The organism is Desulfofundulus thermobenzoicus, from assembly GCF_009428905.1.
GTDB classification, from domain to species: Bacteria; Bacillota; Desulfotomaculia; order Desulfotomaculales; family Desulfovirgulaceae; genus Desulfofundulus_A; species Desulfofundulus_A thermobenzoicus.
This window is the reverse complement of sequence record NZ_WHYR01000025.1, coordinates 17,900-43,793: the sequence shown is the minus strand read 5'-3', so window position 1 is coordinate 43,793 and position 25,894 is coordinate 17,900. Positions and strand designations below refer to the sequence as shown.

The 25,894-nt window shown below is 56.3% G+C and carries 29 protein-coding genes, 1 tRNA gene and 1 riboswitch; of the genes, 1 reads left to right on the top strand and 29 read right to left on the bottom strand.

The window, feature by feature from the left end; translation table 11 throughout:
• Positions 1 to 2 precede the first annotated feature (2 nt).
• The 11 genes from GFC01_RS10335 to GFC01_RS10285 form a co-directional block, all read right to left on the bottom strand.
• Complete coding sequence (locus GFC01_RS10335) at positions 3 to 464, bottom strand: 4Fe-4S dicluster domain-containing protein (RefSeq protein WP_341473898.1); 462 nt, start codon at positions 462 to 464, stop codon at positions 3 to 5.
• Between the two features lie 90 nt (positions 465 to 554).
• A complete protein-coding gene (locus GFC01_RS10330) occupies positions 555 to 1,757 on the bottom strand; it encodes an iron-containing alcohol dehydrogenase (protein ID WP_152946918.1) in 1,203 nt (400 codons plus the stop codon).
• A gap of 465 nt (positions 1,758 to 2,222) precedes the next feature.
• The gene (gene dmpG, locus GFC01_RS10325; protein ID WP_152946916.1) at positions 2,223 to 3,248 is read right to left on the bottom strand and encodes a 4-hydroxy-2-oxovalerate aldolase; all 1,026 of its coding nucleotides are present in this window, start codon (positions 3,246 to 3,248) and stop codon (positions 2,223 to 2,225) included.
• Entirely contained in the window at positions 3,229 to 4,125 is an 897-nt protein-coding gene (locus GFC01_RS10320; protein ID WP_152946914.1) for an acetaldehyde dehydrogenase (acetylating), read from the bottom strand. The genes dmpG and GFC01_RS10320 overlap by 20 nt, the downstream gene beginning before the upstream one ends.
• A gap of 69 nt (positions 4,126 to 4,194) precedes the next feature.
• Positions 4,195 to 4,977, bottom strand: a complete 783-nt coding sequence (locus GFC01_RS10315) for a 2-keto-4-pentenoate hydratase (protein WP_152946912.1) — start codon at positions 4,975 to 4,977, stop codon at positions 4,195 to 4,197.
• A gap of 55 nt (positions 4,978 to 5,032) precedes the next feature.
• Positions 5,033 to 5,884: a beta/alpha barrel domain-containing protein gene (locus GFC01_RS10310; RefSeq protein ID WP_152946910.1), complete on the bottom strand. Its 852-nt coding sequence runs from the start codon at positions 5,882 to 5,884 to the stop codon at positions 5,033 to 5,035.
• Between the two features lie 81 nt (positions 5,885 to 5,965).
• Positions 5,966 to 7,408 carry a hypothetical protein gene (locus GFC01_RS10305; protein WP_152946908.1) on the bottom strand — a complete coding sequence of 481 codons (1,443 nt, stop codon included), beginning with the start codon at positions 7,406 to 7,408 and terminating at the stop codon, positions 5,966 to 5,968.
• Positions 7,408 to 8,022 (bottom strand): 4Fe-4S binding protein, encoded by a 615-nt coding sequence (locus GFC01_RS10300; protein WP_152946906.1) that lies wholly within the window; start codon positions 8,020 to 8,022, stop codon positions 7,408 to 7,410. The genes GFC01_RS10305 and GFC01_RS10300 overlap by 1 nt, the downstream gene beginning before the upstream one ends.
• A 326-nt stretch (positions 8,023 to 8,348) precedes the next feature.
• Entirely contained in the window at positions 8,349 to 9,164 is an 816-nt protein-coding gene (locus GFC01_RS19995; protein WP_341473897.1) for an IclR family transcriptional regulator, read from the bottom strand.
• A gap of 953 nt (positions 9,165 to 10,117) precedes the next feature.
• Positions 10,118 to 10,192 (bottom strand) — tRNA-Arg (locus tag GFC01_RS10290).
• A 332-nt stretch (positions 10,193 to 10,524) separates the two neighbouring features.
• Positions 10,525 to 11,487 (bottom strand): L-lactate dehydrogenase, encoded by a 963-nt coding sequence (locus GFC01_RS10285; RefSeq protein ID WP_341473896.1) that lies wholly within the window; start codon positions 11,485 to 11,487, stop codon positions 10,525 to 10,527.
• 236 nt (positions 11,488 to 11,723) lie between these two features.
• On the opposite strand from GFC01_RS10285, the gene GFC01_RS10280 reads away from it, so the two are divergent.
• Positions 11,724 to 12,641 (top strand): polysaccharide deacetylase family protein, encoded by a 918-nt coding sequence (locus tag GFC01_RS10280; protein WP_194174892.1) that lies wholly within the window; start codon positions 11,724 to 11,726, stop codon positions 12,639 to 12,641.
• Positions 12,642 to 12,732: 91 nt separating this feature from the next.
• On the opposite strand, the gene GFC01_RS10275 is transcribed toward GFC01_RS10280, so the two are convergent.
• The 18 genes from GFC01_RS10275 to GFC01_RS10190 form a co-directional block, all read right to left on the bottom strand.
• On the bottom strand, positions 12,733 to 13,662 hold the full coding sequence (locus GFC01_RS10275) for an energy-coupling factor ABC transporter ATP-binding protein (RefSeq protein ID WP_152946901.1): 930 nt from the start codon (positions 13,660 to 13,662) through the stop codon (positions 12,733 to 12,735).
• Positions 13,659 to 14,441: a cobalt ECF transporter T component CbiQ gene (gene cbiQ / locus GFC01_RS10270; protein WP_341473895.1), complete on the bottom strand. Its 783-nt coding sequence runs from the start codon at positions 14,439 to 14,441 to the stop codon at positions 13,659 to 13,661. The genes GFC01_RS10275 and cbiQ overlap by 4 nt, the downstream gene beginning before the upstream one ends.
• 98 nt (positions 14,442 to 14,539) lie before the next feature.
• Positions 14,540 to 14,851 (bottom strand): energy-coupling factor ABC transporter substrate-binding protein, encoded by a 312-nt coding sequence (locus GFC01_RS10265; protein WP_152946899.1) that lies wholly within the window; start codon positions 14,849 to 14,851, stop codon positions 14,540 to 14,542.
• 3 nt (positions 14,852 to 14,854) lie between these two features.
• Positions 14,855 to 15,598, bottom strand: a complete 744-nt coding sequence (locus tag GFC01_RS10260) for an energy-coupling factor ABC transporter permease (protein WP_152946897.1) — start codon at positions 15,596 to 15,598, stop codon at positions 14,855 to 14,857.
• A gap of 87 nt (positions 15,599 to 15,685) precedes the next feature.
• A complete protein-coding gene (locus GFC01_RS10255) occupies positions 15,686 to 15,940 on the bottom strand; it encodes a hypothetical protein (RefSeq protein WP_152946895.1) in 255 nt (84 codons plus the stop codon).
• A gap of 174 nt (positions 15,941 to 16,114) precedes the next feature.
• A riboswitch (cobalamin riboswitch) is annotated at positions 16,115 to 16,300 on the bottom strand.
• A 71-nt stretch (positions 16,301 to 16,371) separates the two neighbouring features.
• Entirely contained in the window at positions 16,372 to 16,518 is a 147-nt protein-coding gene (locus GFC01_RS10250; RefSeq protein WP_152946893.1) for a hypothetical protein, read from the bottom strand.
• Positions 16,519 to 16,547: 29 nt separating this feature from the next.
• Positions 16,548 to 17,000, bottom strand: coding sequence for a ribosomal protein S18-alanine N-acetyltransferase (gene rimI, locus GFC01_RS10245; protein WP_243137440.1), 453 nt, complete (start codon positions 16,998 to 17,000; stop codon positions 16,548 to 16,550).
• 13 nt (positions 17,001 to 17,013) lie between these two features.
• Positions 17,014 to 17,718: a tRNA (adenosine(37)-N6)-threonylcarbamoyltransferase complex dimerization subunit type 1 TsaB gene (gene tsaB, locus GFC01_RS10240; protein WP_152946891.1), complete on the bottom strand. Its 705-nt coding sequence runs from the start codon at positions 17,716 to 17,718 to the stop codon at positions 17,014 to 17,016.
• Entirely contained in the window at positions 17,699 to 18,181 is a 483-nt protein-coding gene (gene tsaE / locus GFC01_RS10235) for a tRNA (adenosine(37)-N6)-threonylcarbamoyltransferase complex ATPase subunit type 1 TsaE (protein WP_152946889.1), read from the bottom strand. The genes tsaB and tsaE overlap by 20 nt, the downstream gene beginning before the upstream one ends.
• 96 nt (positions 18,182 to 18,277) lie before the next feature.
• Entirely contained in the window at positions 18,278 to 19,285 is a 1,008-nt protein-coding gene (gene thiL, locus GFC01_RS10230) for a thiamine-phosphate kinase (RefSeq protein ID WP_152946887.1), read from the bottom strand.
• A 253-nt stretch (positions 19,286 to 19,538) separates the two neighbouring features.
• On the bottom strand, positions 19,539 to 20,669 hold the full coding sequence (locus GFC01_RS10225) for a thiamine phosphate synthase (RefSeq protein WP_152946885.1): 1,131 nt from the start codon (positions 20,667 to 20,669) through the stop codon (positions 19,539 to 19,541).
• Between the two features lie 208 nt (positions 20,670 to 20,877).
• Positions 20,878 to 21,288, bottom strand: coding sequence for a response regulator (locus GFC01_RS10220; RefSeq protein ID WP_152946883.1), 411 nt, complete (start codon positions 21,286 to 21,288; stop codon positions 20,878 to 20,880).
• Positions 21,289 to 21,713: 425 nt separating this feature from the next.
• Positions 21,714 to 22,871, bottom strand: coding sequence for an amidohydrolase (locus tag GFC01_RS10215; protein WP_152946881.1), 1,158 nt, complete (start codon positions 22,869 to 22,871; stop codon positions 21,714 to 21,716).
• A 41-nt stretch (positions 22,872 to 22,912) separates the two neighbouring features.
• Positions 22,913 to 23,632, bottom strand: a complete 720-nt coding sequence (locus GFC01_RS10210; protein ID WP_152946879.1) for a gamma-glutamyl-gamma-aminobutyrate hydrolase family protein — start codon at positions 23,630 to 23,632, stop codon at positions 22,913 to 22,915.
• Positions 23,633 to 23,685: 53 nt separating this feature from the next.
• The gene (locus tag GFC01_RS10205; protein ID WP_152946946.1) at positions 23,686 to 24,036 is read right to left on the bottom strand and encodes a type II toxin-antitoxin system PemK/MazF family toxin; all 351 of its coding nucleotides are present in this window, start codon (positions 24,034 to 24,036) and stop codon (positions 23,686 to 23,688) included.
• Positions 24,037 to 24,045: 9 nt separating this feature from the next.
• Positions 24,046 to 24,315, bottom strand: coding sequence for a CopG family ribbon-helix-helix protein (locus GFC01_RS10200; RefSeq protein WP_341473894.1), 270 nt, complete (start codon positions 24,313 to 24,315; stop codon positions 24,046 to 24,048).
• 84 nt (positions 24,316 to 24,399) lie between these two features.
• Positions 24,400 to 24,918, bottom strand: a complete 519-nt coding sequence (ilvN, locus tag GFC01_RS10195) for an acetolactate synthase small subunit (protein WP_341473893.1) — start codon at positions 24,916 to 24,918, stop codon at positions 24,400 to 24,402.
• A 121-nt stretch (positions 24,919 to 25,039) separates the two neighbouring features.
• Entirely contained in the window at positions 25,040 to 25,891 is an 852-nt protein-coding gene (locus tag GFC01_RS10190; RefSeq protein WP_152946877.1) for a GltB/FmdC/FwdC-like GXGXG domain-containing protein, read from the bottom strand.
• Positions 25,892 to 25,894 lie beyond the last annotated feature (3 nt).

Below are 25,894 nucleotides of genomic sequence, written 5' to 3'. Positions count from 1 at the left end.
TCCTATCTGATCCTTACTCCGTGGGCCATAGCCCAAATCTCCCGGCGTCTGGCCGCAGTTTTACCTGCATCCTCGTATCGAAGAGCACCATGCGGGCAATGGCCGACACATGCCGGTGAACCGGAGCACAGGTCACACTTGGCCGCGACATCTGTTTCTTCATCAACCCTGAGCACTCCATAAGGGCAAACCTTCACGCAGGTACCACAGCCGGCACAAAGACTTTCATCCACTACCACCGCATCAGTGGTTCCATCCCGCTTAAGTGCTCCGGTGGGGCAAACATCTATACACAAACCGCACTGCATACATACTACTGGCACATCTACCGCCGGCTCCCGGCGCACCACATAAATATTACTGCGCGAAGGGTTTATTTCACCATACTTAGTTAGCGAGCACCACATTTCACAACGGTGGCACCCGGTGCATAAAGACGGGTCCACTACCAGCACCTTAGACACGCGTGGTCACCTCCAGAACGTAATTAACATCGCAGGGAAAGGGAGTAGGGAGACAAAAAATTTTCTCACCTACTCCCAAAGCCCCGGGCTTTAATACAGTTTATCCCCAAGACGGCCTTCATAACTTCTGGTCAGCAGTTCTACCGCCGCCTCTCTGGTCATCGGCCGCTTGGACCAGCCGTAAAAAGCGGTAATCCACGGGCTCTCAGCCATCATATCAGCTAACTTTGGAATATCTTCCTTCTTACCGAAGGGTGCCCATGTAGTGGGAATACCAACATCTTCGGTTAACTGTTTGACCGCATAGACAGCAGCCTGGGCGGCCTGGCGGACACTCATGCCAGCAGTATTTTGACCTAAAGCCACGGCAATGCGAGCCAGTTTCTCCATGCAGTGACCCATGTTATACTCCATCGCGTAGGGCAGGGCAACCGCACAACCAACACCATGCGGAACATGGTATACGGAACCCAACGTATGTGCCAGAGCATGTCCCTCTATGATTCCCGGATCATTAAAGGCCATGCCGGCCATCATGGAAGCATAAGCCATCTTGACCCGGGCTTCCAGGTTATCCCCTTCGTAAACGGCCACCGGCAGGGCCTCTGCGATGAACTCAATCGCCTTGAGAGCAATTGCATCAGTAAGCGGGTTTTCCTGTTTGGCCATCATCGTCTCGATAGCATGGGAGAGGGCATCGATACCCGAGGAAGCAGTAACTTTGGGCGGCATACTTACAGTCAGGGTAGGATCCACCAGTGCCATATCCGGCAGGATGGTCGGCGTGGCGAAGAAGCCTTTAATACCATCTTTAGCAAAGGTGATTACAGCATACATCGTACATTCGGTACCGGTTCCGGATGTGGTGGGAACAGCAATAATCGGTGCGCCCTTTTTGGGGAAGGTGGTGTTAACCAGATAATCCTCAGTTTTACCCGGCAGCGCCAGGAGCTGTGCAGCCACCTTACCGATGTCGATAGCACTACCGCCACCCAGACCAATTACGAAGCTGCCACCTTCTTTTCGAGCAAATTCAGCAGCCTGGTCACAGGCCACATCATCCGGCTCGGGTTTACCCTGGTCAAAAACCGCTACCTCAAATCCGTCCTTCTTGAGGGCCTGAGCTACCCGATCAGCGATCCCCGCCTGAGCCACCCCGGGATCAGTTACAATAATAGCCTTTCCACTTATGCCCATTTCTTTGATATACTGGCCAATGTTGTCTACGGCATTTACACCAAACACTACTTTTTGAGGGGTATAGTATTGAACCACTTTGAGCATTGGGAACATAATGACACAACCTCCTTAAAGCCGTTTTTTGGGGGGGTTTAAACACCACAAGCTCTACCAGTGCTTTCAGCGCAACGCTTCGCTATCGTTTCACAGAACTCACCTCCCCGGATTTGTGATATTAGGTTAATCCAGCCAGGTAGGTATGTTTGATTATATCGAACACCATTCTGTGTTTGCGAAATATAAGGCGGCATGGTTTTGAAAAAAGACATACCTTTAGGATGTTTGGCATTAACCCCTCTTTATACTTGTTCGCACTATCACAACTATTTGACTCCAATGTAGTTTTTTCGACATTAGCTTTAAAACTCCTTCCATTCTCCTTGAAATTTTCAATAACTTTTTTTATTTATGCTTTAAAATGTTTTATAAACCATCTGACAATACCAGGATGTTCTGCTACAGGGGTCCGGTTTCTTCGGAACCGAACCCCCATTGCCGTATGGCATATCAAGCAGTTTATCAACCAGCCACAACCTGTTTATTCCGGTCCATCTCGCAAGCCACGTCAATAATGTAGTCTTCCTGACCGCCTACAATCTTGCGGCGTCCCAGTTCCATCAAAATGTCCCGCGGATCCAGGCCAAACTTCTCCGCCGCCCGGTAGGTGTGCAGGAGGAAACTGGAGTACACGCCGGCATAACCCAGCATGATGGACGCATTATCGATCACCTGGGGGCGGCGCATCATGGGCTCCAGGACAGTGGCAGCATCCATGATCCTATAGAGATCCACATCTACCTCACAGCCAACCTTTTTAAGGGCTGCCGCCAGCACTTCGGTAGGCGCGTTACCTGCCCCGGCTCCCAGGCCGCGCAGGGTCCCATCCACCACCGTGGCCCCGGCTTCCACTGCTGCCAGTGTATTGCCGATGGCCAGCCCCAGGTTGTTATGGGCATGGAAACCCACCGGAATCTTCAGGCAGGAGCGCACGTAGCCAACCTTTTCCTTAACCTCCGGCGGTGTCATGGCCCCCGCCGAGTCCACCACGTAGACCACGTCCGCACCGTAACTTTCCATCAACCTGGCCTGCTCGGCAATCTTCTCCTTGTCTACGGTGTGGGACATCATCAGAAAGCCTACCACTTCCGCCCCCATCTCTTTGGCCAGGCCCATGTGCTCTTCCGATATGTCCGCCTCGGTAACGTGGGTGGCTATGCGGAAGACCTTTACCCCGGCTTTCACCGCCATCTGCATGTCCTTACAAGTGCCGATACCGGGCAGTACCAGGGCTGCCAGCTTTGCCCGCTTGAGCACTGGAGCAACTGCGCGCAGATACTCCTCGTCTGTAGCCGCGGCAAACCCGTACTGGAATGAATAACCGGCCAGCCCGTCGCCGTGAGAAACTTCGATTACGTCCACGCCGGCCTCATCCAGGGCGGCCGCCACCCTGGCCATCTGTTCCGGGGTGAACTGGTGGGCCATGGCGTGCATCCCATCCCGCAAGGTGGTGTCCATAATTCTGATCTTAGGCACAGCTTTCCACATCCTTCCGACTGTAAATCCCCAGCAGGCGCATGGCCATCAACTCGCCCACCCGTGCAGCAGCCGAAGTCATAATGTCCAGGTTGCCCGCATAAGTGGGCAAGAAGTCCCCCGCCCCGGTCACTTCGATGATGGTAGTCACCTTTTTTCCTTCCACCAGCGGCTCTACCCGGAGCCGGTAACCGGGAACGTACTCCTGAATGCGCCGTACCATGTCGAGCACTGCAGCACGAATTTTATCCTCATCCGGATGCTCCACAAGAGTGTAGATGGTGTTATGCATCATGATTGGGGGCTCGGCTGGGTTAAGGATGATAATGGCCTTGCCCTTTTGAGCCCCGCCCACCACTTCCAGGGCCCTGGCCGTGGTCTCGGTAAACTCATCGATGTTCTGGCGGGTTCCCGGCCCGGCGCTTTTACTGGAAATGGAAGAGACAATCTCTGCATATTGAACGCCTGCCACCCGGTTAATTGCCGCAACGATGGGCACGGTGGCCTGGCCACCGCAGGTGACCATGTTTACGTTCATGGCGTCCAGATGCTGATCTATGTTAACCACCGGGACTACGTAAGGACCCACCGCCGCCGGAGTGAGGTCGACGGCAATCTTGCCCGCCTCCCGCAGCAGGGGAGCATGTTTGAGATGAGGCTTGGCTCCGGTAGCGTCGAAGACAATCTTAATCTCCGGTTCCCGCAGTACTGCGTCGATCCCCTCGTGTGAGGCTTTAATGCCCAGTGATCTGGCCCGGGCCAGGCCCTCGGATTCCGGGTAAATTCCCACCATCATTGCTACTTCCACGTATTTGCTGCGCAACAGCTTGTACATCAGGTCGGTACCGATGTTACCCGGCCCGACGATGACTGCCTTTATTTTTTCCAACAGAACGTCCTCCTCAACATAGAAGATTATGCATTCAAAGATTATGCATCTATATAATGAGGTTGAAGATTAAGCACCAATAAATTTTGCGGTTACCGTGCCCAGGCGATCGAAAGAAGCGCGGATCACCGAGCCGGGACTCACCGCCACTGCCTGGGTGAACGAACCGGAAAGCACCACCATACCCGGCTCCAGGCTCAACCCGTAGCGGGCCACCGCGTTGGCCAGCCAGGACACCGCCGCCGCCGGGTGGCCGAGTACCGCGGCTCCCGCCCCGGTAGCAAAGACTTCCCCATCCTTTTCCAGTACCAGCCCGAGCAGGCGCAAGTCCAACCCTTCCACCGGCATTAACGTCCCACCCAGAATAATGGCCGCCGAGGAAGCGTTGTCGGCAATGGTGTCCTGAATTTTTATCTTCCAGTCCCTGATTCTACTGTCAATAATCTCTAATGCAGGCATCACTCCCGCCGTGGCCCGTAATACATCGGCCACGGTAACCCCGGGACCGGTTAGCCTCTCCCGCAGCAGGAAAGCTATTTCTGCTTCCACCCTGGGCTGAATCAGCCTCGACAGGCGTACCGGCTCACCCTCGAACAGCACCATGGTGTCCAGAATATGACCATAATCCGGCTCATAAACCCCCAGCATCTGTTGCATGGCCCTGCTGGTCAGGCCAATCTTCATCCCCACCACCCTTTGGCCCCGGGCACACTTGCGTTCTATTACCTTCAATTGAATCTGATAGGCCGCGGGAATATCAATTTCCGGCCAGGCCGCTGTCAGCGGCTCGATGGGTACTCCGGTTTCTTCCGCCTCCAATAACCGCCCGGCCCACTCTTCGATTTGCGGCATGGTCTCAACCCCATCCATTTGATACTGAAGAACAATGTTTTGGGATTACCCAAAATTAGAAGGACATTATGTCCGGTACCGCACCCTGCGCCGGCCCCAGAACCTCAAAGCGCAGATCGGCCAGTGGGGCATCCAGCACCGAACGCCCTATATCGACAATGTCCACATCCAGCCCCGCAATGGCCGGCAGATCCTCCCTGGTGATCCCCCCGGAAAAAGCAAGGCGCACTCTCTGCCGCCATCCACTCCCGCGCAGGTACCCGGCCACCCTGGTCACATCTTCCACGTGGCCGGTGTCTACCATTAAGACGGCAGCTCCATTGGTTACCGCCTGGGCGGCCTCTTCGGTAATGTCGCCCCACTCACCGCGAAGCTGGATGACCTTTTCACCGGGCAGAGCCGCTACCGCCTGCAGGGTGCCGGAGATACCTCCAATCATACGGATATAGTTTTTATCAAGGTAGATGAAGGGATCATCAAGGATCCGGGTAGCCACACCGCCCACTGCCGCAGCCCGGCGCAAATTCTGCCGCCAGGGCAAAGGTAGCTTTTTCCATCCTCCACACACCACCCGGATACGGCCGGGAAGCATCTCACGGAACGAACGGGCGGCGGTGGCCACGCCGGAAGCCTTGCCGATCCAGCCCAGCACTCGATCTTCGGCTACGGCCAGGGCCAGGGCCGGCCCGGTAAGTGTGAGTACCGCCTGACCGGCCGGCACACTCATTCCCTCCCGCACCCGACTCCGCACCTCCAGTCCCAGAGAACTGGCTTCATTTTCACTTTCGATCAGGCCGGCCACCACCGCCGGCTGGGTAAAGACCACGCCGGCCTGGAAGATACGATTTTCCATCCCTTTGAAGATGGAAAAGCGAATATCGCCGGGAGGGAGAATGTGCTTTTCCATTTGAGCCAACCTCCAGCCAGCTCCCTTGAAAATAGATTTTCATGCTTTATGGAGGGAACCAATGTTCCCATGGGCAACTCCTTAACAAATCTTAAATCGGGACGGATCGATGCCCCTCTGCTTCAACCATTTGGGAAGCAGCTCCCCGTCTACGCGACGTGAAACGAGAGGTGCTTTCTGCAGCAGGTATTCGCCCAGGGAACGGCTGACGTTCAAAGCTCCTGAAGCACCGTCATAGGCGAGGATCTTATCCGTACCCGCAACCCGTTTGGCAAAACGCACTGCCGTGTCCAATTCCTCCGCCAGCAACGTGTTCCCGGTGTAGGTTATGTTCTGCGGGTCCCGGTTAAGCAGCTCCGCCTGTTCCCGGCCCACTACAATGGTCGGGATATGCTCGGTAAAGAAGGCGCTGGGATACCCACCCCAGGCATAGTTATGGATAACTACCTTAATCGCCGGATTTACCGGCGGCACCCCCTCGATCAGCGGCCGCCCGTCTTCACCGTAGAAGGCCTCCGTATACCAGGTGTACGGCGGCAACGGATCGTCCAAATCGAAAAGGTCCCGGTTAGCCCCGGCAAAGTTGGCGAAAATGACCCCCGCCGCAAATACATATGGCACCGGGCTGGGGAAGTCCAGAATGGTGATGGCCTCGTCAATCTCGCCCAGCAGGGTCATCATCTTGCCATAATCCCGGCAACCCAAATAAGTAACCCGGTCGTTGAGCGCATAGAGGTCGTTGTCCGCGTCCACCCCTACCACCCCGCTGGGCGACATCATCAGAAATACAGCGCAGGCAAATTTCTCCTGGACAAAAGGAGAATCAAAAATTGCCCTGGCCACAAAGTTGGCCGCCCGCGGGCCCAGGTTCTGGTGATAAGTGGAGCGGGTTTCTATGCGCGCATAGGACATGCCGAAGGGTTTTACCGCCCGGTCCACCTGACGGTGGAAGTGAACTTCCCGCACGTCACTGTTGTGGGCGTGGATGATCCACCGGGCATCGTATATTTTTTTGATGCCGTAAAGAGTGCCGATTTCGGTATCGATGGCAATCCCCTCATCCACCGGAGCCACGCCGGCAGCCTTGCCTTCATAGTATTCGTCCAGGCCAAATGCCTTAATATATTCTTCGCTCTCCCGGAAACGCAGCCCCACACCTACCCGCAGGCGTATATCCGTACAGCCCGTGCGTTCCCGCACCACGTCCCGGATGGTCCTGAGCATCTCCGCATATGGCGCTCCGCCCAGCAGGGTGAACCCGTGGTGTGAGCCCAGCACATTTACCGAATCACCGGGTTTGATCATGCTCAGGTCCACTTTTTCCATCTGTTCCCGGGTGGCTTTCCGAATTACCTCCAGGCCTTTTTCACCAGGGTAAATAACCGGCGCTGCATCGGGGAAAAGATCCCGTACCAGCACGGAAACCATGTCCGGCAGCTCTGCGGCCCGCTTGCGCACCAGTTCGGGTGCCACCCCGTACTGGGAACGACGCGGCGGCAAGGGCATAACAGGTGCTCGTAGCATCATTCCCCCCCCTTTGCACTGGCTCCAACCAGTGAATCCAGCAGTTTGCGATCTTCGTCGAAGTAAAACCCGCGTTGAGCGTATTTTTTCTTAACCTCTTCCGGAATTTCCCAAACCGTAGGCGTCAAGCCATACCATTGATAACCTCTGGCCGGCCGCTCCGGTGCAATTCCCGCTGCATGCAGCAACCGCAATACCGGCTGGATGCACTCCACCTTACACCCGGTACGTACACCCGTACGCCGGGAGATCTCTTCCGGTGACTTAGCTCCCTTGAGTATCGCCGCCGCCACTTCTCCGGCTCTTGTTGCCGTACAGTAGCAGACAATTTGTTTGGGGTGCAGGTGCGCCCTCCGGCAGAGGTCGGCGACAGCTGCCATATCCACCCCCGCCAGACTTTCCTGTACCACCCGCGGCTGTTCAAGGGGGGCCATGGTGATGGCCATTTCCGGACAGCGCTGTTCGCAGTTGGCGCAGCCCAGACAGTTTTCCGGGTCTACCACTGCTTTTTTGTTTTCCACCTTAATGGCCAGCACCGGACACACCCGTTCACAGCGCGTGCAGCCCTTACATTTATCCACATCTACTACCGCGCACAAGGTTACTGCGCGCAAGGCCCATCCCTCCTTTGTTCGACATTGTCAAATATAGTACGTCTTTGTAGAATATATACTACTTCTCCTTTTAAATTCCTTCTGATCATCAAAAAATTTTTTCCACCAGGAGAACTGGAAATTCAATCCACCCGGATCAACTCCCTGGGGTAAGCGGCAAGCAATTCTACCACCGAACGGTAACCAGCAAACAGTCCGTAAGCCGCTGCCCGCCAAACCCGGGGAGGTAAATTGTCGGGAGCAATAAGTACTGAAATGGAAAAGCTTATTCCCCCTCAAAAACCGGCAAAATCGTTTTCAGCCCTTCGAGATCCAACTTTTCAGTTCTAAATGTGGATGTTGCCATTGAGCTCCATACCTGCACCCAGCTGCTGGGAAATCTCCCCGGCCACCTTTTTAAGGGACCCGGCGATACGGGACATTTTCTCCTCCGTCATTCGCGATGCCGGTCCGGAAACGCTGATTGCCCCCACCGGATATTGACCATAACCGATAAGGGGGGCCGCTACGCAGCGTAGCCCCTCTTCAATTTCTTCCCGGTCGTAGGATACCCCTTCTTCCCGGATCCGTGCCAGCTCCACATTCAATTCTTCCCAGGTGGTGATAGTGTTGGCGGTAAATCTGGACAATCCCCGCTTTCTAACAATGGCCCGTACCTTTTCTTCGGGAAGGTAGGCCAGAATGGCCTTCCCCACGCCGGTACAATGGGCAGGCAGCCGTCTCCCGATACGGGAGACCATGCGGATGGATTGCGGGCTGTCAATTTTATCCACGTAAACCACCTGGCCGTCGTCCATAATCACCAGGTGCACTGTTTCCCCATGTTCATCCACCAGTTGCTGCAAATAAGGAGAAGCAATTTCACGCAGGTCACAGTGTTCGAGAAAAGCCCCACCAAGGGCTAAAACTCGGTAACCCAGCCGGTACCGGCCCGTTTTAATCTCCTGGTGCACATAGTTGTGTTTAACCAGAGTCTGCAGTAATCCAAAGGCAGTACTCTTATGAAGCCCCAGTTCCCGGCTGAGCTCAGAAAGGGAAACCGGTCCACGACACAGATACTCCAGGATCTTGATTGCTCTTTCCACTGATTGAATGGTGTTTATTTCCCGCGCGGTTCCACTTTTGTTCCTGGTTCTTGCCACAGATAGCCGCCTCCTTTGCTATTCCTTCTGAATCATTTCTTGATTTTATAATGCCGAATCCTGTTTATAAATTTAACAGATATGGACTCTCAAGCTAAATTTTTACCCCTTCCCTCAACCCCTCGCCCGGGTTTTCAGAAGCACCTTTTGGGCTGGAGATACACCGACAGCCTATCCGCTGGTGAAAAAATAACGGCAACCCTCGATTTATAGTTCGTCACTGGATCTTCTTCTCCTGCCGTTTATTGTCCGCCTGTCTGTCTGCCCGATTCGAGAAACCCGTAAAAATCAAGGGGTCCCTGCGGAACTGTCCAGCTTAGCCTGGCTTATCCGGCAGGCCTCCCCGGGTAAGAGCGTTAACCTTCACCCCGCGCCCGCCCCATTTACTCTACCGTCCCTTGGCAGCCTGGGATTTCGCTGTGTCTTGCCAGCTCATCCGAACGGTCTAGCCTCTTATGGGGTTCTTGTTCATCGGGCCGTGGTTTTGCCTCCGGCGCACCGATCCGATTCCACCTCGCGATGGACACCCTTGCCTTTGGCTGGCAGACTCGTCTGCCTCGCCTGCACCTGCCTTTCACCACCAAGTTAACGCCCATGCCGGGCGCACAAGAAAAAACCGGGCATTACGCCCGGCTTTTCTCCCTGGAAAATGACACTCAGTATCCAGCGGTAAGTTTCCTCACCCTTATACGTTTTTCGGTCGCAGTGATAATGCTGCCCTTCTCCAAGTCCTCCCTGTACCGGGCCAGCACCGCGGCCAGAACCCGTTTCCTTTCCTCGAAAGGAATGTCAGGCAAAGTCTGAATTTTTGTCTGACACACCAGGTTTTTCCTTCAGGCAACCCCAGGAAACATGCGGGTTCCAGGGGAACCACACGAAGCCGCCCCCGGCCCTCCCCCGGAAAATTAGAAAACCCGCAAACCCTTGATTTAACTGGCCTGCGGGTCTTATCCTGGTGCGCCTGGCAGGAATCGAACCTGCGCACCCGGCTCCGGAGGCCGGCGCTCTATCCCCTGAGCTACAGGCGCATCCCAACAATTGCAACACTTATTATACCAAAACCATAGAAAAATGCAAGTGTTAAATGCTTCTGGTCCCGGAATCCCCCGGCAAAAGTTAAAGGGCAAGCTTTCAGATCCTGGAATCCCGGGATTCAGCCCGGCCGGCCGGAGGCGCGGCAGCGGCTGGCATTAAAGACTTACCCCGGATCAGGGAAGTGATCACCCCGGCCGCAGCCACGGGGCTCCCACCAGCATGGCGTCACTGATGGCTGCGGAAAAAGCGGCAGCAGTAGTGGCGAGCTGAACTGCACCTGTATTCGGGAGATCAGATAAATGGATGGGTAATAGTATCAATGCGTTCAGGTAAGATTGCCATGAGGCAGGTCCAGGTGCTCCAGGATGGACTTCAACACACCGGCCGAGTGTTTTAAGGCCTCCTCTTCTTCCCGGGCCAGGGGCACCGACAGTACCCGCGCACGTCCTTCCCGGTTGACAATGGAAGGCAGGCTGAAACAAACGTCCTGAATACCGTACTGGCCGTCCACCAGACCGGATACGGTCAGAATGGAATTTTCGTCCCTCAAAATACTTTCACAGATCCGTTTAACGGCCAGGCCGATGGCATAGAAAGTGGCGCCCTTGCGGGCAATGACCTCGTAGGCCGCCTCCCGGACCCGGCGGGTAATATCATCGGTTTTGATGCAGGGCACGCCGCGCCAGCAACAAAATTCCTGCACCGGAATGCCGGCAATATTGGCCAGGCTCCACAGGGGAACCTCCGTATCCCCGTGTTCGCCCACCACATAGGCGTGGATGTTCCGCGGCTCCACCTGACAGCAGGCACTGAGCAGATAGCGGAAGCGGGAGCTGTCCAGCACCGTACCCGAACCCATCACCCGGTTGGGGGGCAGGTTGGTTAAGCGTAAGGCCGCATAAGTAAGGACGTCCACCGGGTTGGTCACCACCAGCAGTATCCCGTCCCCTGCCAGGGGCAACAGGTGGGGCAGGGTTTCTTTTAAAATGGCAAAATTGCGCTGCACCAGATCCAGACGGGTTTCCCCCGGCTTCTGGTTGACCCCGGCACTAAAAATGATAATATCCGCATCCCGGCAATCCCCATAATCACCGGCGTAAATGCGGATGGGTTTGATAAAGGATGCGCCGTGGGCCAGGTCCATGGCTTCCCCCTCGGCCCGTTCCCGGTTGATGTCCACCAGCACCAGTTCGCTGACCAGACCGCTCATCATAACCGCGTAGGCGCTGGCGGAACCCACGGCCCCCACTCCAACCACGGCAATTTTACGTTTATCATTTACAGGCACATCATCTTCCTCCCGGCTTATTTTCCCCTGGATAGTTCAAAAATTATTCTCCGGGAGAAAAAAAAGGAAATACTGCCTAACCGGTATCCTGTTTACCGGGGGACCTGGACAACCTGTGTCAATGGCCCAAAATGCCGTTGCACCCCCTTTCGACAAAATGTATAATATGGCCAGAGAAAATCCATCTATCCCAAAAGGAGGGCGGCCTTTCCACTGGAAGGGTCCGTAAAAATGTTATGACCAAAAAGCTAATTCTGGTGGCCCTATTTTTTTTGATCCTCGCCGGTTGTACCTGGTCTCCCCATCATACGGCCATGGAAAAAACCCTTTCCCCAACCGCCGGGGACCAGGAAGCCACTACCCAGCCGCCTTCCGGCAAAGAACCGGAACCGTCCACCAGTTCCACCCGGGATGGAAAATCGCCCGCTCCCGCCTCCATACCCCGGGCCGAAGCCAAAGAAACCACAGCGGGTAACGTATATCAACCAACTGGTAAGTTAGCTTATTTAACCTTTGATGACGGCCCCAACCGGTTCTTTACCCCCCGGGTCCTGGACATCCTGGCTAAATATAAGGTAAAAGCCACTTTTATGGTGGTGGGGAAAAACGTTGAACAAAACAAGGAGTTAATCCAGCGGATCATCGCTGCGGGTCATGGCCTGGCCAACCACACCTATTCCCACGATTATAAAAAAATATACCGTTCCCCGGACGCCTTTCTGGCGGATCTGCAGGCCTGCAGTAATGTGCTGCAGGAATTCACCGGTGAACCGGTAAAGATATTCCGCGCCCCCGGCGGACCGGAAAACCTGTCCAAACCCCTTCGGGAAAAGCTGAGACAATCAGGCTATCATTCAGTGGGCTGGAACGTGGTGGGCGGAGATACGGATTCCCGTGGCGCTACGACGGATCAGATTTACTGGAATGTAATCAACGGAGTGAGTAGAATAGAAAAAATACACCGGTCCCCCATCATTTTGCTTCACGACGGGGCAGATCTTTCCACCCTGGAGGTGCCGGCCAATTCTCCCACAGGCCGCTATATTCAAACCAGGCAGCACCTCATTGAAGCGCTGCCGAAAATCATTGAAACCCTCCAGTCCGAAGGTTATCAATTTGCCGTAGTTGATGAAAACACCCCGCCGGCCTGGTGAGGGCCGGTGCTGTCTCGCCTGCAGTGGACTTCCACCACCGGGTCAGCGTCTATGCGGGGCGCACAAAAACGGGCCGCCTACCGGTGGCCCGTCATTTTTTCCCTGCAATACACAGAACACATTCGGGACGCATATTTTCCCCCGGGAAAATATGCACCGGGGCCAGGCCACCGGGACCGGCGGCTCCCCTGGTGAGAATGAGATCAAAAAGTTCCTCCCTGGTGCGGGGCGCCGGCAATCCGGCAGGCAACCATCCCTTCCGGTAAAGGTGCTCATGTATTTCCACCAGCCAGGGACGGGTTAAATCGGCCTGCCGCAAGAGTTCCTGGCGACGGAAAACCTCTTCCGGCAGGCCATGCCCCACCACGGTGCCCCGGCTCATCACCAGAACGTAATCGGCCCAGGAATAGGCCAGATCCACATCGTGGGTGGAAAGAACAACCGTGGTACCCTGCCGGTTGATACGTTGAAAAAGGTCCATAACCCGGGCCGCATGGGCGGGATCCAGGCCGGCGGTGGGCTCGTCGCAAATCAGCACCCGGGGTTCCATGGCCAGTATGGAGGCAATGCAAACCCGTTTCTTTTGGCCGTAGCTCAGCAGGTGGGTGGGTTTGTCCTTTAAATCCTCGATTTCCGTGGCTGCCATGGCCTCCTCCACCCGGCGGCGCACCTCTTCCCTGGAAAGACCCAGGTTTAAAGGACCAAAGGAAATCTCCTGGACCACACTGGCCGAAAAGAGTTGAGTATCGGGGTCCTGAAACACTATGCCCACATTTTTGCGCAACTGCATCAGGGAACGGTGGTCGTAACGCACCTCTTCACCGGCAAAGAACACCCCACCCTTAAGGGGACGCAAAATGCCGTTAAAATGCAAAAAGAGGGTTGTTTTGCCGGCCCCGTTGGAACCCAGGACGGCCACCCGGCCACCCCCGGGAATGCCCAGGGTTACCCCCTGCAGCGCCTCCGTGCCGTCGGGATACTTATAATACACGTCCCGGGCTTCCAGAATGAATTGTGTCAAAAAGGCCACCTCCAGTAATGCCAGGCCAGACCGGCCAGAAACAGCTCCACCAGGAAGATGAAGATAATATTGCGACCGGACAAACGAAAGGAATTATCCAGCACCGGCAGGTCCCCCGTATATCCCCGGGAGGAAAGGGCGGTATACAGGGCAGAGGAACGGTAGTAGGACTTGATAAAGAGATTGGATACCAGTTGCCCCAGGGAATGATAGGCTGTTTTTAAAGATGCGTAGCCCTGGCGGGAGGACTGGGATATATACATCCGGTCTGCCGTTTCCATAACCACGAATATATAGCGGTAGATCAACCCCATCAGCTCAAGAAACAACGATGGCAGCCTCAACCGACGCAGCAGGGAAATAATTTCCACCACCGGTGTGGTCAGGGACAGAAAGTACAGACAGGAAACGGCGGCCAGGGATTTGCCCAAAATCAACCCCGCCTGATATAACCCGGCCAGCGTCACTCCCACCGCATACCCGTGGATGACCGGACCGTAGACCGGCACGCCCGGATGGCTGGTAACCGATACGCAAACTGCCAGCACGCTTAAAAGAAGAAAAGAAAGGGGCAGGGCCAGCAGTTTGCAGTAAAAACGGGCCGGGATACCCGCCCGCAGTACCACCATCCCGGCCATAAGCATGATGACCACCAGGTGCACCAGGGGAACCGGGGCCGCCAGGCAAATGGTCATGGTGAGCAGGGCAAAGGCAAATTTTTCCCCCGGATGCATCTGCCGCAGTTTGTTGGCATAGGCGTATTGATCTATTTTAAACACCTGTAACTGCACCCCAGAAATGGTCGTTGGTCGTTAGCGGCCGGCCACCGGATTTAGCCGCCCGGCACTCCCCGGAACCCGACACTCCGGTACTTTTTTTATTGGGGTTTCGCAAGCTTTTGCTCTTCCACGATCAACTTTTTCCGCCCCCGGTGGTAACCCAGGTAGTAACCGATAAAACCGGCGCCCAGGGCGGCCTGCAGGGCAAAGAGCAGGCTTTCGATTTCACTGCTGGGCGGTTCCCAGAGGGAGCTGAACCAGGGTTGATAACCGGGGTGCAATTCGTTGATTACTTCCTCAGCCTGATCGTCGGCACCGCTGAACCCGGCACCCCGGTTCACAACCAGGGGAAAAGCGGCCAGGGCCGCTACCAGTAAAATGAGCAAGAGATTTTTATATGCGGTACCCATGTTCTACGCCTCCCGGGAAAGCACTTTTAGTTCTTCCAGCTCGTTCCTGTTATGGGCGGCCAGGAAGTTAAAAATGATCACGGTTAAAATACCTTCGCTGATGGCCAGGGGAATCTGGGTAACGGCAAAGATGCCCATGAACTTGACCAGGGAGGCCACCACTCCTCCGTCCGGGGCGGGAAAAGCCAGGGCCAGCTGAAAGGCCGTGGTGACATAGGTCAGCAGATCCCCCAGGGCGGCGGCCAGAAATATGGACAAACCCCGGGGCAAACCCAGCACCTGGCCGGTCCGGAACAGGCCGTAGGCCACCAGCGGCCCCACCACAGCCATGGAAAAGGTATTGGCCCCCAGGGTGCTTATACCGCCATGGGCCAGCAACACCGCCTGGAAAAGCAGCACTATACAACCCAGCACGCTCATGGCCGCCGGGCCGAAAAGGATGGCCCCCAGGCCCACCCCGGTGGGATGGGAGCAGCTACCGGTTACCGAAGGCAATTTTAAGGCCGACAGCACAAAGGCAAAGGCGCCGGCCAGCCCCAGAAGCATTTTCACCCCCGGATTGGCCCTGACGGATCTATAAATGGAGAATATTCCCACCACCAGAAAGGGCAGGGTAACGGCATACCAGAAAAGGCACCATCTTAAAGGTAGAAACCCTTCCATTATGTGCATGGCCCAGGCGTTTTGCTGGGGAAAGAACAGCAACAGGACTGCCAGCAAAAGAAAGAGGGAAACTCTGTGTTTCATAAACAAAACCTCCTACCGGAACGGTTAATAAATCCGTGATGCCCACGCTGCCGTCCGTGGGAGAAACATTTTGGCCCCTGTTTCTTCTCACCGGTACTTACCCCCGGCCACAGGGGGGGCCCGCCCCCGCCACTGCACAGGCAGGCCGGTGACGGAACAAGCACAGACACCGGCAACGCCGGGCAAACTGCGATAACTTCCCTGCCGTCCGCACCGGGTGGATAAAAAAAGCGCTTCCCCCAAAGGACAAACCACACCAACCCCCGGTGTCCGCCGGCACAAGGAGTGGAATAGGCTCGCCCTTTTCTGCCGGCCGGTCATTGCCCCTTTAAGTTCGATCATTTAAAGGAACTCCCCCGGCAAAAGGGAACGCACCACTTTTATTTAAGCCCCATCCCTCGGGATAAGGCACCTATTCCCATTTAATTGTACCCAAACTAAAAACCCCCCTGCCCGTAACGGATGCAGGGGGTTTTTCCGCGAAAACACTTCACCTCCCCATGAACCGCAGGTACAAACGGTGAAAAGGAACGAGCAGGTTTCCTGGCTCATGGATCATCGCCTCTCCACGCCTTCCCGGCTCAATGCGCCAGTGGCCTCCTGTGGATGGCTTCCCATTTACAGTGGCGGCACCGCGTCAGATTCACACTGACTTCCCTCTACCCTGCCTGCAGCAGGCGCACCCGTCCACCTGTTCAGTTAGTCAGATTATAACATAACCGGTAGGCCCTGTCCATATTTTTTTCACGGTTGACCAACCGGAGTCAGCAATTTCACCCTCCACCGCCGGCCAGCAAAAAAAGGGCAAACCCCACCACCACCAGACCAATGGCCCATCCTGAAGGCAATCCGGACAAAAGCGCCCCGCCCACCAGTACCAGCCCGCCCAGGCGGATGACCAGTCGCCAACTACCGCTCACCGGCAACACCCCCCTCAAGCAATTTTAATTTACACAATTAGCGGGTCCATCCACATAATCAGCGCATCCTCTCTGGTATCGGTATAATAGCCCCGCCGCCGGCCCCTTTCCACAAAACCCAGGGACTGATACAGGTTACGGGCCACCCGGTTGGAGGCGCGTACCTCCAGGGTCATCCGGACGGCACCCAGCAGAGCCGCCCGGCGGATCAATTCTTTCATCAACTTGCGGCCCACCCTCTGACCCCGCCAGGCAGGGTGAACGGCCACATTGGTGACGTGGGCTTCATCCAGAATCAACCACATACCCGCATAGCCCACCACCCTGGAACCGTGCAAAGCTACAATATAACAGGCAAATTCATTTTCCAGGAGTTCATAGGAAAAGGCATAACGGGACCAGGGGGTGGGGAAAGAGGTCTGCTCGATGGCCAGCACTTCCTCCAGATGCTCAAAGGTCATATCCCTAAAGGTAAGTTCCATACGGCCCACCGGCTTATCTTTTTATTTTCTGCATCCATTTAACCTCCGCCTCCGGGGGACGGATATACTGCGGCAGCAGGGCCAGGGGGTCCACGCCTCCCCCGTCCCGCAACCGCCGGTAACCCAGTTCGGCCACCGCCGCCCCCCGGGGCCAGCGGGCGCTGCCCGGGGCAAGAAAAAGCTGCGTTCCCAGTTCCGCCTGGAAAAACCGGCCATACACGGGCACCCCGTCCCCCAGGATGGTTACCGGTGTTTTCCGTTGCTTTAAATTCCGGGCCAACTCCCCGGGTTCTACGGCCATAGGACCGTCCAGCAACTCCAGCCGGCCGTCCGTCGTCCGGTAGATGGCTGCGTATACCTCGTTTTTCCGGGCATTCAGTATGGGGCAAATCAACCCCTTTTGGCCGGTCAAAGGGTGAGCCAGAGCCTCCAGGGTGCTGACGCCCACCACGGGTAGTCCCCACACCTGAGCCAGGGTTTTGGCCGTAGCCATACCAATACGCAGGCCGGTAAAGGAACCGGGGCCCGCGGAAACGGCAATACCGGACAACACGTTATATTTTACTTCTGCATCTTCCAGCACCGCCTTGATCATGGGCAAAAGATTCACCGAATGGGTGCGCTGGTTATGCACCATCCGTTCGGCCAGCAGCTTTTCCCCATCCACCACGGCCACCGCCGCCACCGGTGTGGCTGCCTCAATGCCCAGTACGTACAAGGGCATCCAGCTCCTTTACCAGTTCCTCATAACGTTTCCCCCGGGAAAACAACCGTATTTCCCGCCAGTCCGGTTCACCGGAATACGCCTCCAGATAAATGTCCAGCCGCTCCCCGGGCAAAACTTCACTTGCCCGTTCGGCCCATTCCACCAGGGTCACTCCCCGGCCGTAAAAGTATTCCTCATAGCCCAGGTCGAACATATCCTCCGTCCCGCTCAGGCGGTAGACATCCATATGATAAAAGGGCAGCCGCCCGTCGTATTCATGGATCAGATTGAAGGTAGGACTGGTCACCGGACCACCGACACCCAGCCCCCGGGCTATTCCCCGGGCCAGGGTCGTCTTGCCCGCACCCAAATCACCGTACAAACATAAAACATCGCCCGGCGCCAGCAGATTGCCCAGCAGGCGGCCAAAATCTTCCGTTTCCCCGGCGGAACGGGTTTGCCATACCAGTTCCATCGATCAACACCAATCTCCATTCAGACGTTATAGAATACCGGTTTTTAAAACCGACACCCGGTAAAATCCCCGGCCCGGGACCGGCCGGCAAATACCCTATCCGGCGAAATGATCGTAACCCCGGGCCTGCAGGGGAACCACCCGTCCACCGGCCCTTTCCAGCAAGAGACCACTGCCGGATGGAATCACTTCGCCAATGCAGTAACAATTCTCTCCGGCGGCGGCCAGTTTTACTTCCACCGGCCCGGCCAGTCCGGGGGGCACGGTAAAAAGGAGCTCAAAATCTTCCCCCCCCGATAGCACCCATTGCAGGGGGTCCACCCCGGCCAGGTCGGCTACCGCCCGCACCCGGGGATCCACCGGGATAGCCTCTTCCCGCACCAGGCAGCCCACACCGCTGGCCCGGCAAATTTCCATCAATTCCCCGGCCAGGCCGTCACTGATATCATCCATGGCCGTAACCCCGGCTGCAGACAACAGCCTCCCGGCCGCCAGCCTGGCCCGGGGCTCCAGGTGGGCACGGCGCAGGCAGGTCGCCACCGCCGGATCCACGGGCAACGCCGGGTGCCGGCAGAGAAACAAACCGGCCGCCGAAGCCCCCAGGCCACCGGTAACATAAATCCGGTCCCCCACCCCGGCACCGCTGCGGAAAACCGCCCGGCCGGCTTCCACATATCCCAGCAGGGTCAGGTTGATCACCAGCCGGTCCGGGCTTTTCACCGTATCTCCACCAACGATGTTCACACCATACTCCCCGGCCGCCTGCCGGATACCACGGTAAAGTTCATCAATTTCCTCCACTGTTGATCTTTCAGGCAATCCCAGGGAGATTACCGCGTGGGCCGGCCAGCCGCCCATAGCCGCAATATCACTGACATTTACCGCTACGGTCTTAATCCCTACCTGCACGGGGCTGGCCCATTCCAGGGAAAAATGCACCCCTTCCACCAGCATGTCCGTAGTCAAGAGGGTCCACAGGGAGCCGTCCAGCTGCAAAACAGCCGCATCATCCCCCGCCCCACGGATCACTTCCGCCGGCCGGCTGAGCAAATCCCCGGACAAACGCTTAATCAGGCCAAATTCCCCCAACTCGTGGAGCTTCAAGATTATCCCTTCCTCTGATGGATTATACTCCAAAAAAAATCACGGCACAAGAAAAAGAAAAATTGGCCGGGCTGCGGTAAATCAAGCGTTCCAAACAAAAGGGGCATCGGAAAGATGATGCCCGTAATGTCAGCGTTCTGTATAAATAATCAATAAAACCACTTTGTCGCCGTATTGTCCACGCTCACTCCAGTGCCCCGCGCTGACAGTACCACGGCGAGCAAGCCATCGGACCAGCGGCGAACTGTTACCTTCACCGGTTACCAGCCCCCGCCTCCCGCACCCGGGAAAGCAGTTCCCGGGCGGCGCCGGATACATCCCCGGCGGCCCACACCGCCGTCACCACCGCCACTCCATCGGCTCCTGCTTTCATCACTTCGGCCACATTGTGGGCCTTGATCCCGCCTATGGCCACTTTGGGAATGCTTACCCGGGCCGACACCTGCCGGACCAGATCCACCCCCACGGGGGGGAGCACATCATCCTTGGTATGGGTTTCATAAACCGGCCCCACGCCGATATAATCGGCCCCCTGTCTTTGTGCCTCCAGGGCCTGTTCCAGGCTGTGGGTGGAAATGCCGATGATTTTTCCCGGTCCTAAAATGCGCCGGGCCATACCAACGGGCAGGTCGTCCTGTCCCAGATGCACACCGTCGGCATCCACGGCCAGGGCGATGTCCACCCGGTCGTTGACTATAAAGGTCACGCCCCGCTGCCTGGTCAGATGGCGCAGCTGGTGCCCCACGTCCACCAGTTGCCTGGACGTGAAGTCCTTTTCCCGTAACTGCAACACGGTGGCCCCACCGTCAATGGCCGCCACGGCCACTTCCACAATGGGCCGACCATGGCCGAACTTATCCCCGGTGATTACATAAAGGGAACAATCAATCCGGCAAACAGCTCTACTCCGGTGACAGTGGTACCCCCCTGCCGGTACAGGCACAGGTCGTTCCGGCGGAACGGAATCCTCCGGCCCCAGTTGCCGGAGCCGCTCCACCACCTGCCGTTCCAGGCGGTAAGCACGGTAACGGATCTCTTTAAACGGGCCTTCCCCATCACAAAGGGTGGCGTATTCCTCCAGCACCCGGGCCGCTTCCTGTACCCGCTTAAAGTTGGCCAGCACCAGCTGAATGACATCCCTTTCTTCCTCCCCGGCCGGGGGTGCAGCGGCACCCACATCGGCCGCCACATCCCGGGCATGCAAAAAAGCAACCCCTCCCCCGGGAAAGAATTGCTGGGCAAGGCTCAGCCGGTGGCGCAATTCGCGGGCTTCCATGGTCAGGCCGGGATCATTCAGGATGAAGCGGGCCACCTCCTCCACCACCCGCAACCCCTCCCGGGCGCGGTTGAAGTTGGCATCCATTATGCGGTAATATTTGTTCATCGGCGACAAACCTCCAAAAGAAATACCAACCTTATAACTTAATGATTGGTATTCAAACCGGCAATTATCCGGTTTCTTTCCCTGTACCAGGCAATCCCGCTGTTCCGTAGAACAGGGAGGCAAACCGTGGTATTACCACTTTAATGTATGCAGTATAACCTGTTTACGTAAAAAAAAAACCGTTACCTTTTCCTGCCCCCGGGTCCTTTTAAATGACATAACTGCCGGCCAGGAAATATTCCCTGTCCCTTTGCCAGGCAAAGTCTCGCAGCAGGTTTTTGACCTTTTCAATATCAAAGGGCTTGGCCATACAACACAATGCCCCTTTTTGCAGCGCCTGGTTCACCGTCTCATCGGAAATATAAGCGGTCATAATTATCACTTCCGCCTCGGGAACTATTCTCTTGATGCGTCCCAAAGCCTCCAGTCCGCCCATGAGGGGCATGCGCACATCCATAAAAATGAGATGGGGCCGGATCTGGCGCACCTTCTCTATGGCTTCCAGCCCGTTCTCGGCCGTATGAACCCGGTGGCCGGCCTCTTTTACCAAAATATCCAGCAGGTAACGGACACCTGGCTGGTCATCCACCACCAGCACATCCAGACAATCTCTCCTCAACCCCCGCACCTCCGACAAATAAAGACATCAATTGACATTGAAGTATGATCTTTCCTCGTTATTCAGGAGTAATACATTCGACGCAAAGGAATTGAATCCTCCCGCAGGATCCATATATTTTCATAAAAAAGATGGCGAATCTTGTCGGCGGGGAATTATGACCGTCTGAAGCCGGTAAGGTGAAGCCGCTATTGGATCATTTACACAGTCGAAACAGGTCATTTGTTCTACAGGATATGACTATTACAGAAATTGCCGGGTAATAATTTCTGTCAGTCCGTTTCAGGCACGATATTGTCCCGCTTGCTCCCATGACCCGCACCGGTTACTACAACATCGTTCCCTTTGACAGGACTTGCTTTTGCTATTTGCCGAAGCCGTTTTATGAACGGTTACCCGCCTGGAAATGGGGCGTTTATCCTGTATTAGTATTGATATGCCGGATAACCGTTAACATATGTTTTTACCACCCTGGTCCGGGTGTCGAAAGGATGCCCGGACAGGATGGTGATATCGGCGTCCTTGCCCGGTTCCAGGCTGCCCAGACGGTTTTCCAGGCCCAGTATACGGGCCGCGTCCAGGGTAATGGCCGCCAGGGCCTTTTCCTCGGACAATCCGCCCCGGGTGGTCAACCCGGCCGACAGGACCAGATACTGGATAGGCACCACCGGGTGATCGGTCATAATGGCCATGGTCACACCGGCTTCTGACAACACCCGGGCCGTTTGCAGGGAAATGCCCTTGAGCTCCACTTTAACCCGGCTGGTAATCACCGGTCCCACCACGGCCATGGCTCCGTAATCCGCCAGTTCCCCGGCCACCAGATGTCCCTCGGTGCAATGTTCCACCACCAGCTTAAGGTTAAATTCCCGGGCTATGCGCAGGGCGGTCATAATGTCATCGGCCCGGTGGGCATGGACACGCAGGGGGATTTCCCGGCGCAATACACGCAAAAGGGATTCCATTTTCAAATCCCGGTCCGGCCTTTCCCCCTTACCACCTGCGGCCGCGTCCAGTTTACGACCGTAGTCCAGGGCTTTGGCCAGACTCTCCCGCAAAAGGGCCGCCGAGGCCATCCGGGTGGCCGGCATTTTTTTCTCCTTGCCGTAGCTGCGCTTGGGATTTTCCCCCAGGGCGGCCTTCAACCCCACTGGAGATTGCAGGACCATGGCATCCACCACCCGTCCCCAGGTTTTCATGGCCAGCATTTCCCCGCCCAGGATGTTGGCGCTGCCGGGACCGGTAGCCAGGGTGGTCACCCCGCCGGAAAGGGCGTCCTTAAAACCCAGGTCCGCCGGATTTATGGCATCGATGGCCCGCAGGTGGGGAGTGACCGGATCGGTGAATTCGTTGGTGTCGTCCCCCTCCTCCCGGTAAATCTCCTCAAAGATGCCCACATGGCAGTGGGCATCAATAAATCCGGGCAATACCCACATCCCCGTAACGTCCTCTACCTGCGCCCCGGCCGGCACCCCCGTGGCCGGGCCGGCGGAGACAATCCTGCCCCCTTCCACCAGCACCATCCCGGGATCATACACGGGCCCGGCCATGGTCACTACCCGGCCGCCGGTTATGGCCAGCATAAATATCAGCTCCCTTAAAAAATGGTCGTTAGTCATTGGATTTAAGCGCCGCCTGAAAAATTAACCGCTGCCTCCACCAGGGCCTTAAAAAGATCCAGGGCGGTTCCATCCCGTTCCCACATGGTTTCGGGATGCCACTGCACTCCCAGCACAAAGGCAGGACCACTGTATTCAATGGCTTCAATGATGCCGTCGGTGGCCCGGGCGGCCACCTTAAAACCGGGGGCCACCCGCCGGACAGCCTGGTGATGGAAGCTGTTGACCCGCCGGATTCCGCTGCCCAGAATCCGGGCCAACCGGGTACCTCCCTCTATGGTTATATTATGGCTGGGAAACCAGCGGGGACCCTGCTGGCCGTGCTGCAGGCACCCGGGAACCTGGCTTTTTATATCCTGATAAATATCTCCCCCGGCAGCAATATTCAATACCTGGGCACCCCGGCAAATGCCCAGAAGTGGCAGACCGGCGGCCAGCGCCCGGCGGGTTAGTTCCATTTCAAAGGCGTCCCGCTCCGGGGCAATCTCGCCCAATCCGGGCAGCGGTTCTTCCCCGAAGTATGAGGGGTCCACATCACCACCTCCGGAGAGAATCAGCCCGTCCAGAAAGGCCGGTAAAACCATGCCGCTCCTTTTTGGCGGCGGGTGGGGGAGCAATACAGGCCTTCCCCCGGCCTCTTCCACCGCCGCGGTATAGTAACGGCTTAAAAAATAACGGCCGGCCGGTTCGTCCCAGGCACAGGTAATGCCGATAACGGGCGACATCAATGCCACCCCCAATAACAGAAAAGCACCTTTGGCAGGTGCCTGTCCGGTTTTTAAATTTCCACCAGTCCCAGGCTGATTTCAATGGCCTGGTTCACTTTTTGCATAGCTTCACTGCTCAGGGAAGTGACTTTTTCCATTAAGCGGCTCTTATCAATGGTGCGAATTTGTTCCAGCAGGATGACCGAATCCCTTTCCAGCCCGCCGGGCCTGGCGGGCATTTCCACGTGGGTGGGGAGTTTGGCCTTGGCAATCTGGGAAGTAATGGCCGCCACAATGGTGGTGGGGCTGTACTGGTTACCGATATCATTTTGAATGATCAGCACCGGCCTGGTTCCCCCCTGTTCAGAACCCACCACGGGGCTTAAGTCCGCGTAAAAAATGTCACCGCGGCGGACATGCATGGGCATGTGCTATTTTACCTCCGCCCTCTCATACTGTCGTACCACTTCTGCTTCCAGGCGATACTGTTCCACCGCCAGGGCAAGGTTGATACTGGCCATTTCCAGGTAGCCCTTTTTCATCTGTTCCCGCAACTGCCGGCGCTTGCGTTCAGCAATATAAAGACGCATGGCCTCCCGGATTAATTCACTGCGGTTCAGCCTTTCCGCCGCCACAATCCCGTCTACCTCGGCCAGGAGGTTGTCGGGCAGGCTAATCATGATCCTTTTTACCTGGGCCACGGCCAGATCCTCCCCTTCGACCACAAGTCTTTTATTACAACATATTATATACCTTTTTACAGGGAATATGTCAATACTTACCTGTTACAAAACATTATTTACCGGACCCGGATGATGCTTGGCCGCCCCCGGACCACGGCGGAGGGCGATCTTGCCCGTACGTACCATTTCCACGATGCCGTGATCTTCCAGAACCGCGCACAGGGCATTAATCTTTTCTTCATCACCGGTTAATTCAATGACCATGGTCTCCCGGTTGATATCCACAATGCCGGCCCGGAAGATCTCCACAATATCGACTATATCGGAGCGGCGGGCCGGATCCGCCTTCACCTTGATCAGGGCCAGCTCCCGTTCTATGGATTCGTTGGTCTGCAGTTCCTGGATCTTGATCACATCCACCAGTTTGGACAGCTGTTTGACCACCTGGTCCAGTTCCCGGTCGTCCCCGTTGACCACAATGGTAATACGGGTGATGTCCGGCTCCTCGGTATATCCGGCGGCAATACTTTCGATATTGAACACCCGCCGGCTCAACAGGCCCGAAATCCGGGCCAGCACCCCCGGCTTATTCAGCACCAGCACCGCTAAGGTATGTCTCACACCCTATCCCCCCGTTCTACTGGAATAGCTTTATTTTAACATATATCACCCTACCGTGAACATATATACGAAATAAAAAACAGCGCCGCCAGATGCCAGGCGCTGCAAATAATACCATAACCTAATAGGCGTAAATCCGGCCGTAGGGTCTTTTGGAAACGGGCAGCAGCTTCACAAACCGGGCGTCCAGGATGCCGGCGGCGTCCTGGCCGAAGTGGGCGGCAAATTCACCCACATGTCTCTCCAGCACCCGCCGGTCGCTGTCGTCCAGTTCCAGCACGCCCACTTCCTTTCCCAGCTGGTAGGGGGCCACTTCCCCCCGCAGGTAAATCACCCCGCCGTGCATGCCCGTACCCATGTAGTGGGCATGGTGCCGCTCCCCCGGCTGCAGGTTCAGGCCCAGCAGGATGACCACACCCCCGGCCATGTACTCGCCAAAGAAATCCTGGGCCGTACCGCCGATGACCAGGACCGGCACCTTGCCGGTGTATTCCTTCATATGAATGGCCGCCCGGTAGCCCACGCTGTCCCGGATAAATACTTTACCCCCGCGCATGGACATGCCCACAATGTCACCGGCCCGCCCGTGGACTACGATTTCCCCGTCGTCCATGGTGTTGCCCACCCCGTCCTGGGCATTGCCGTGTACCACAATGCGGTGCCCGGCCAGGAAGGCCCCCAGGTCGTTGCCCGGCGTGGAATAAACATGAATCTCTATTTTATCCTCCCTTTCCGGCAGGAACAGGCGGGTGCCGATATAACGCTGACCACAAACATTATACAGGGTGATCTTGCGCGCACCACCCAGGGCTGCTTCCCGGATCAGGTCGTTTATTTCCTTGTGCACCAGATCCCGGGCGTCAATTTTCGCTTCCGATCCCTTTACCGTAAGGCGACTTCTCAGTTCCTCCAGGGACCTGACCCCGCCCAGAAACATTTCCCGCAGTCCAAACCGGGCATAGGTTACCGCCATACT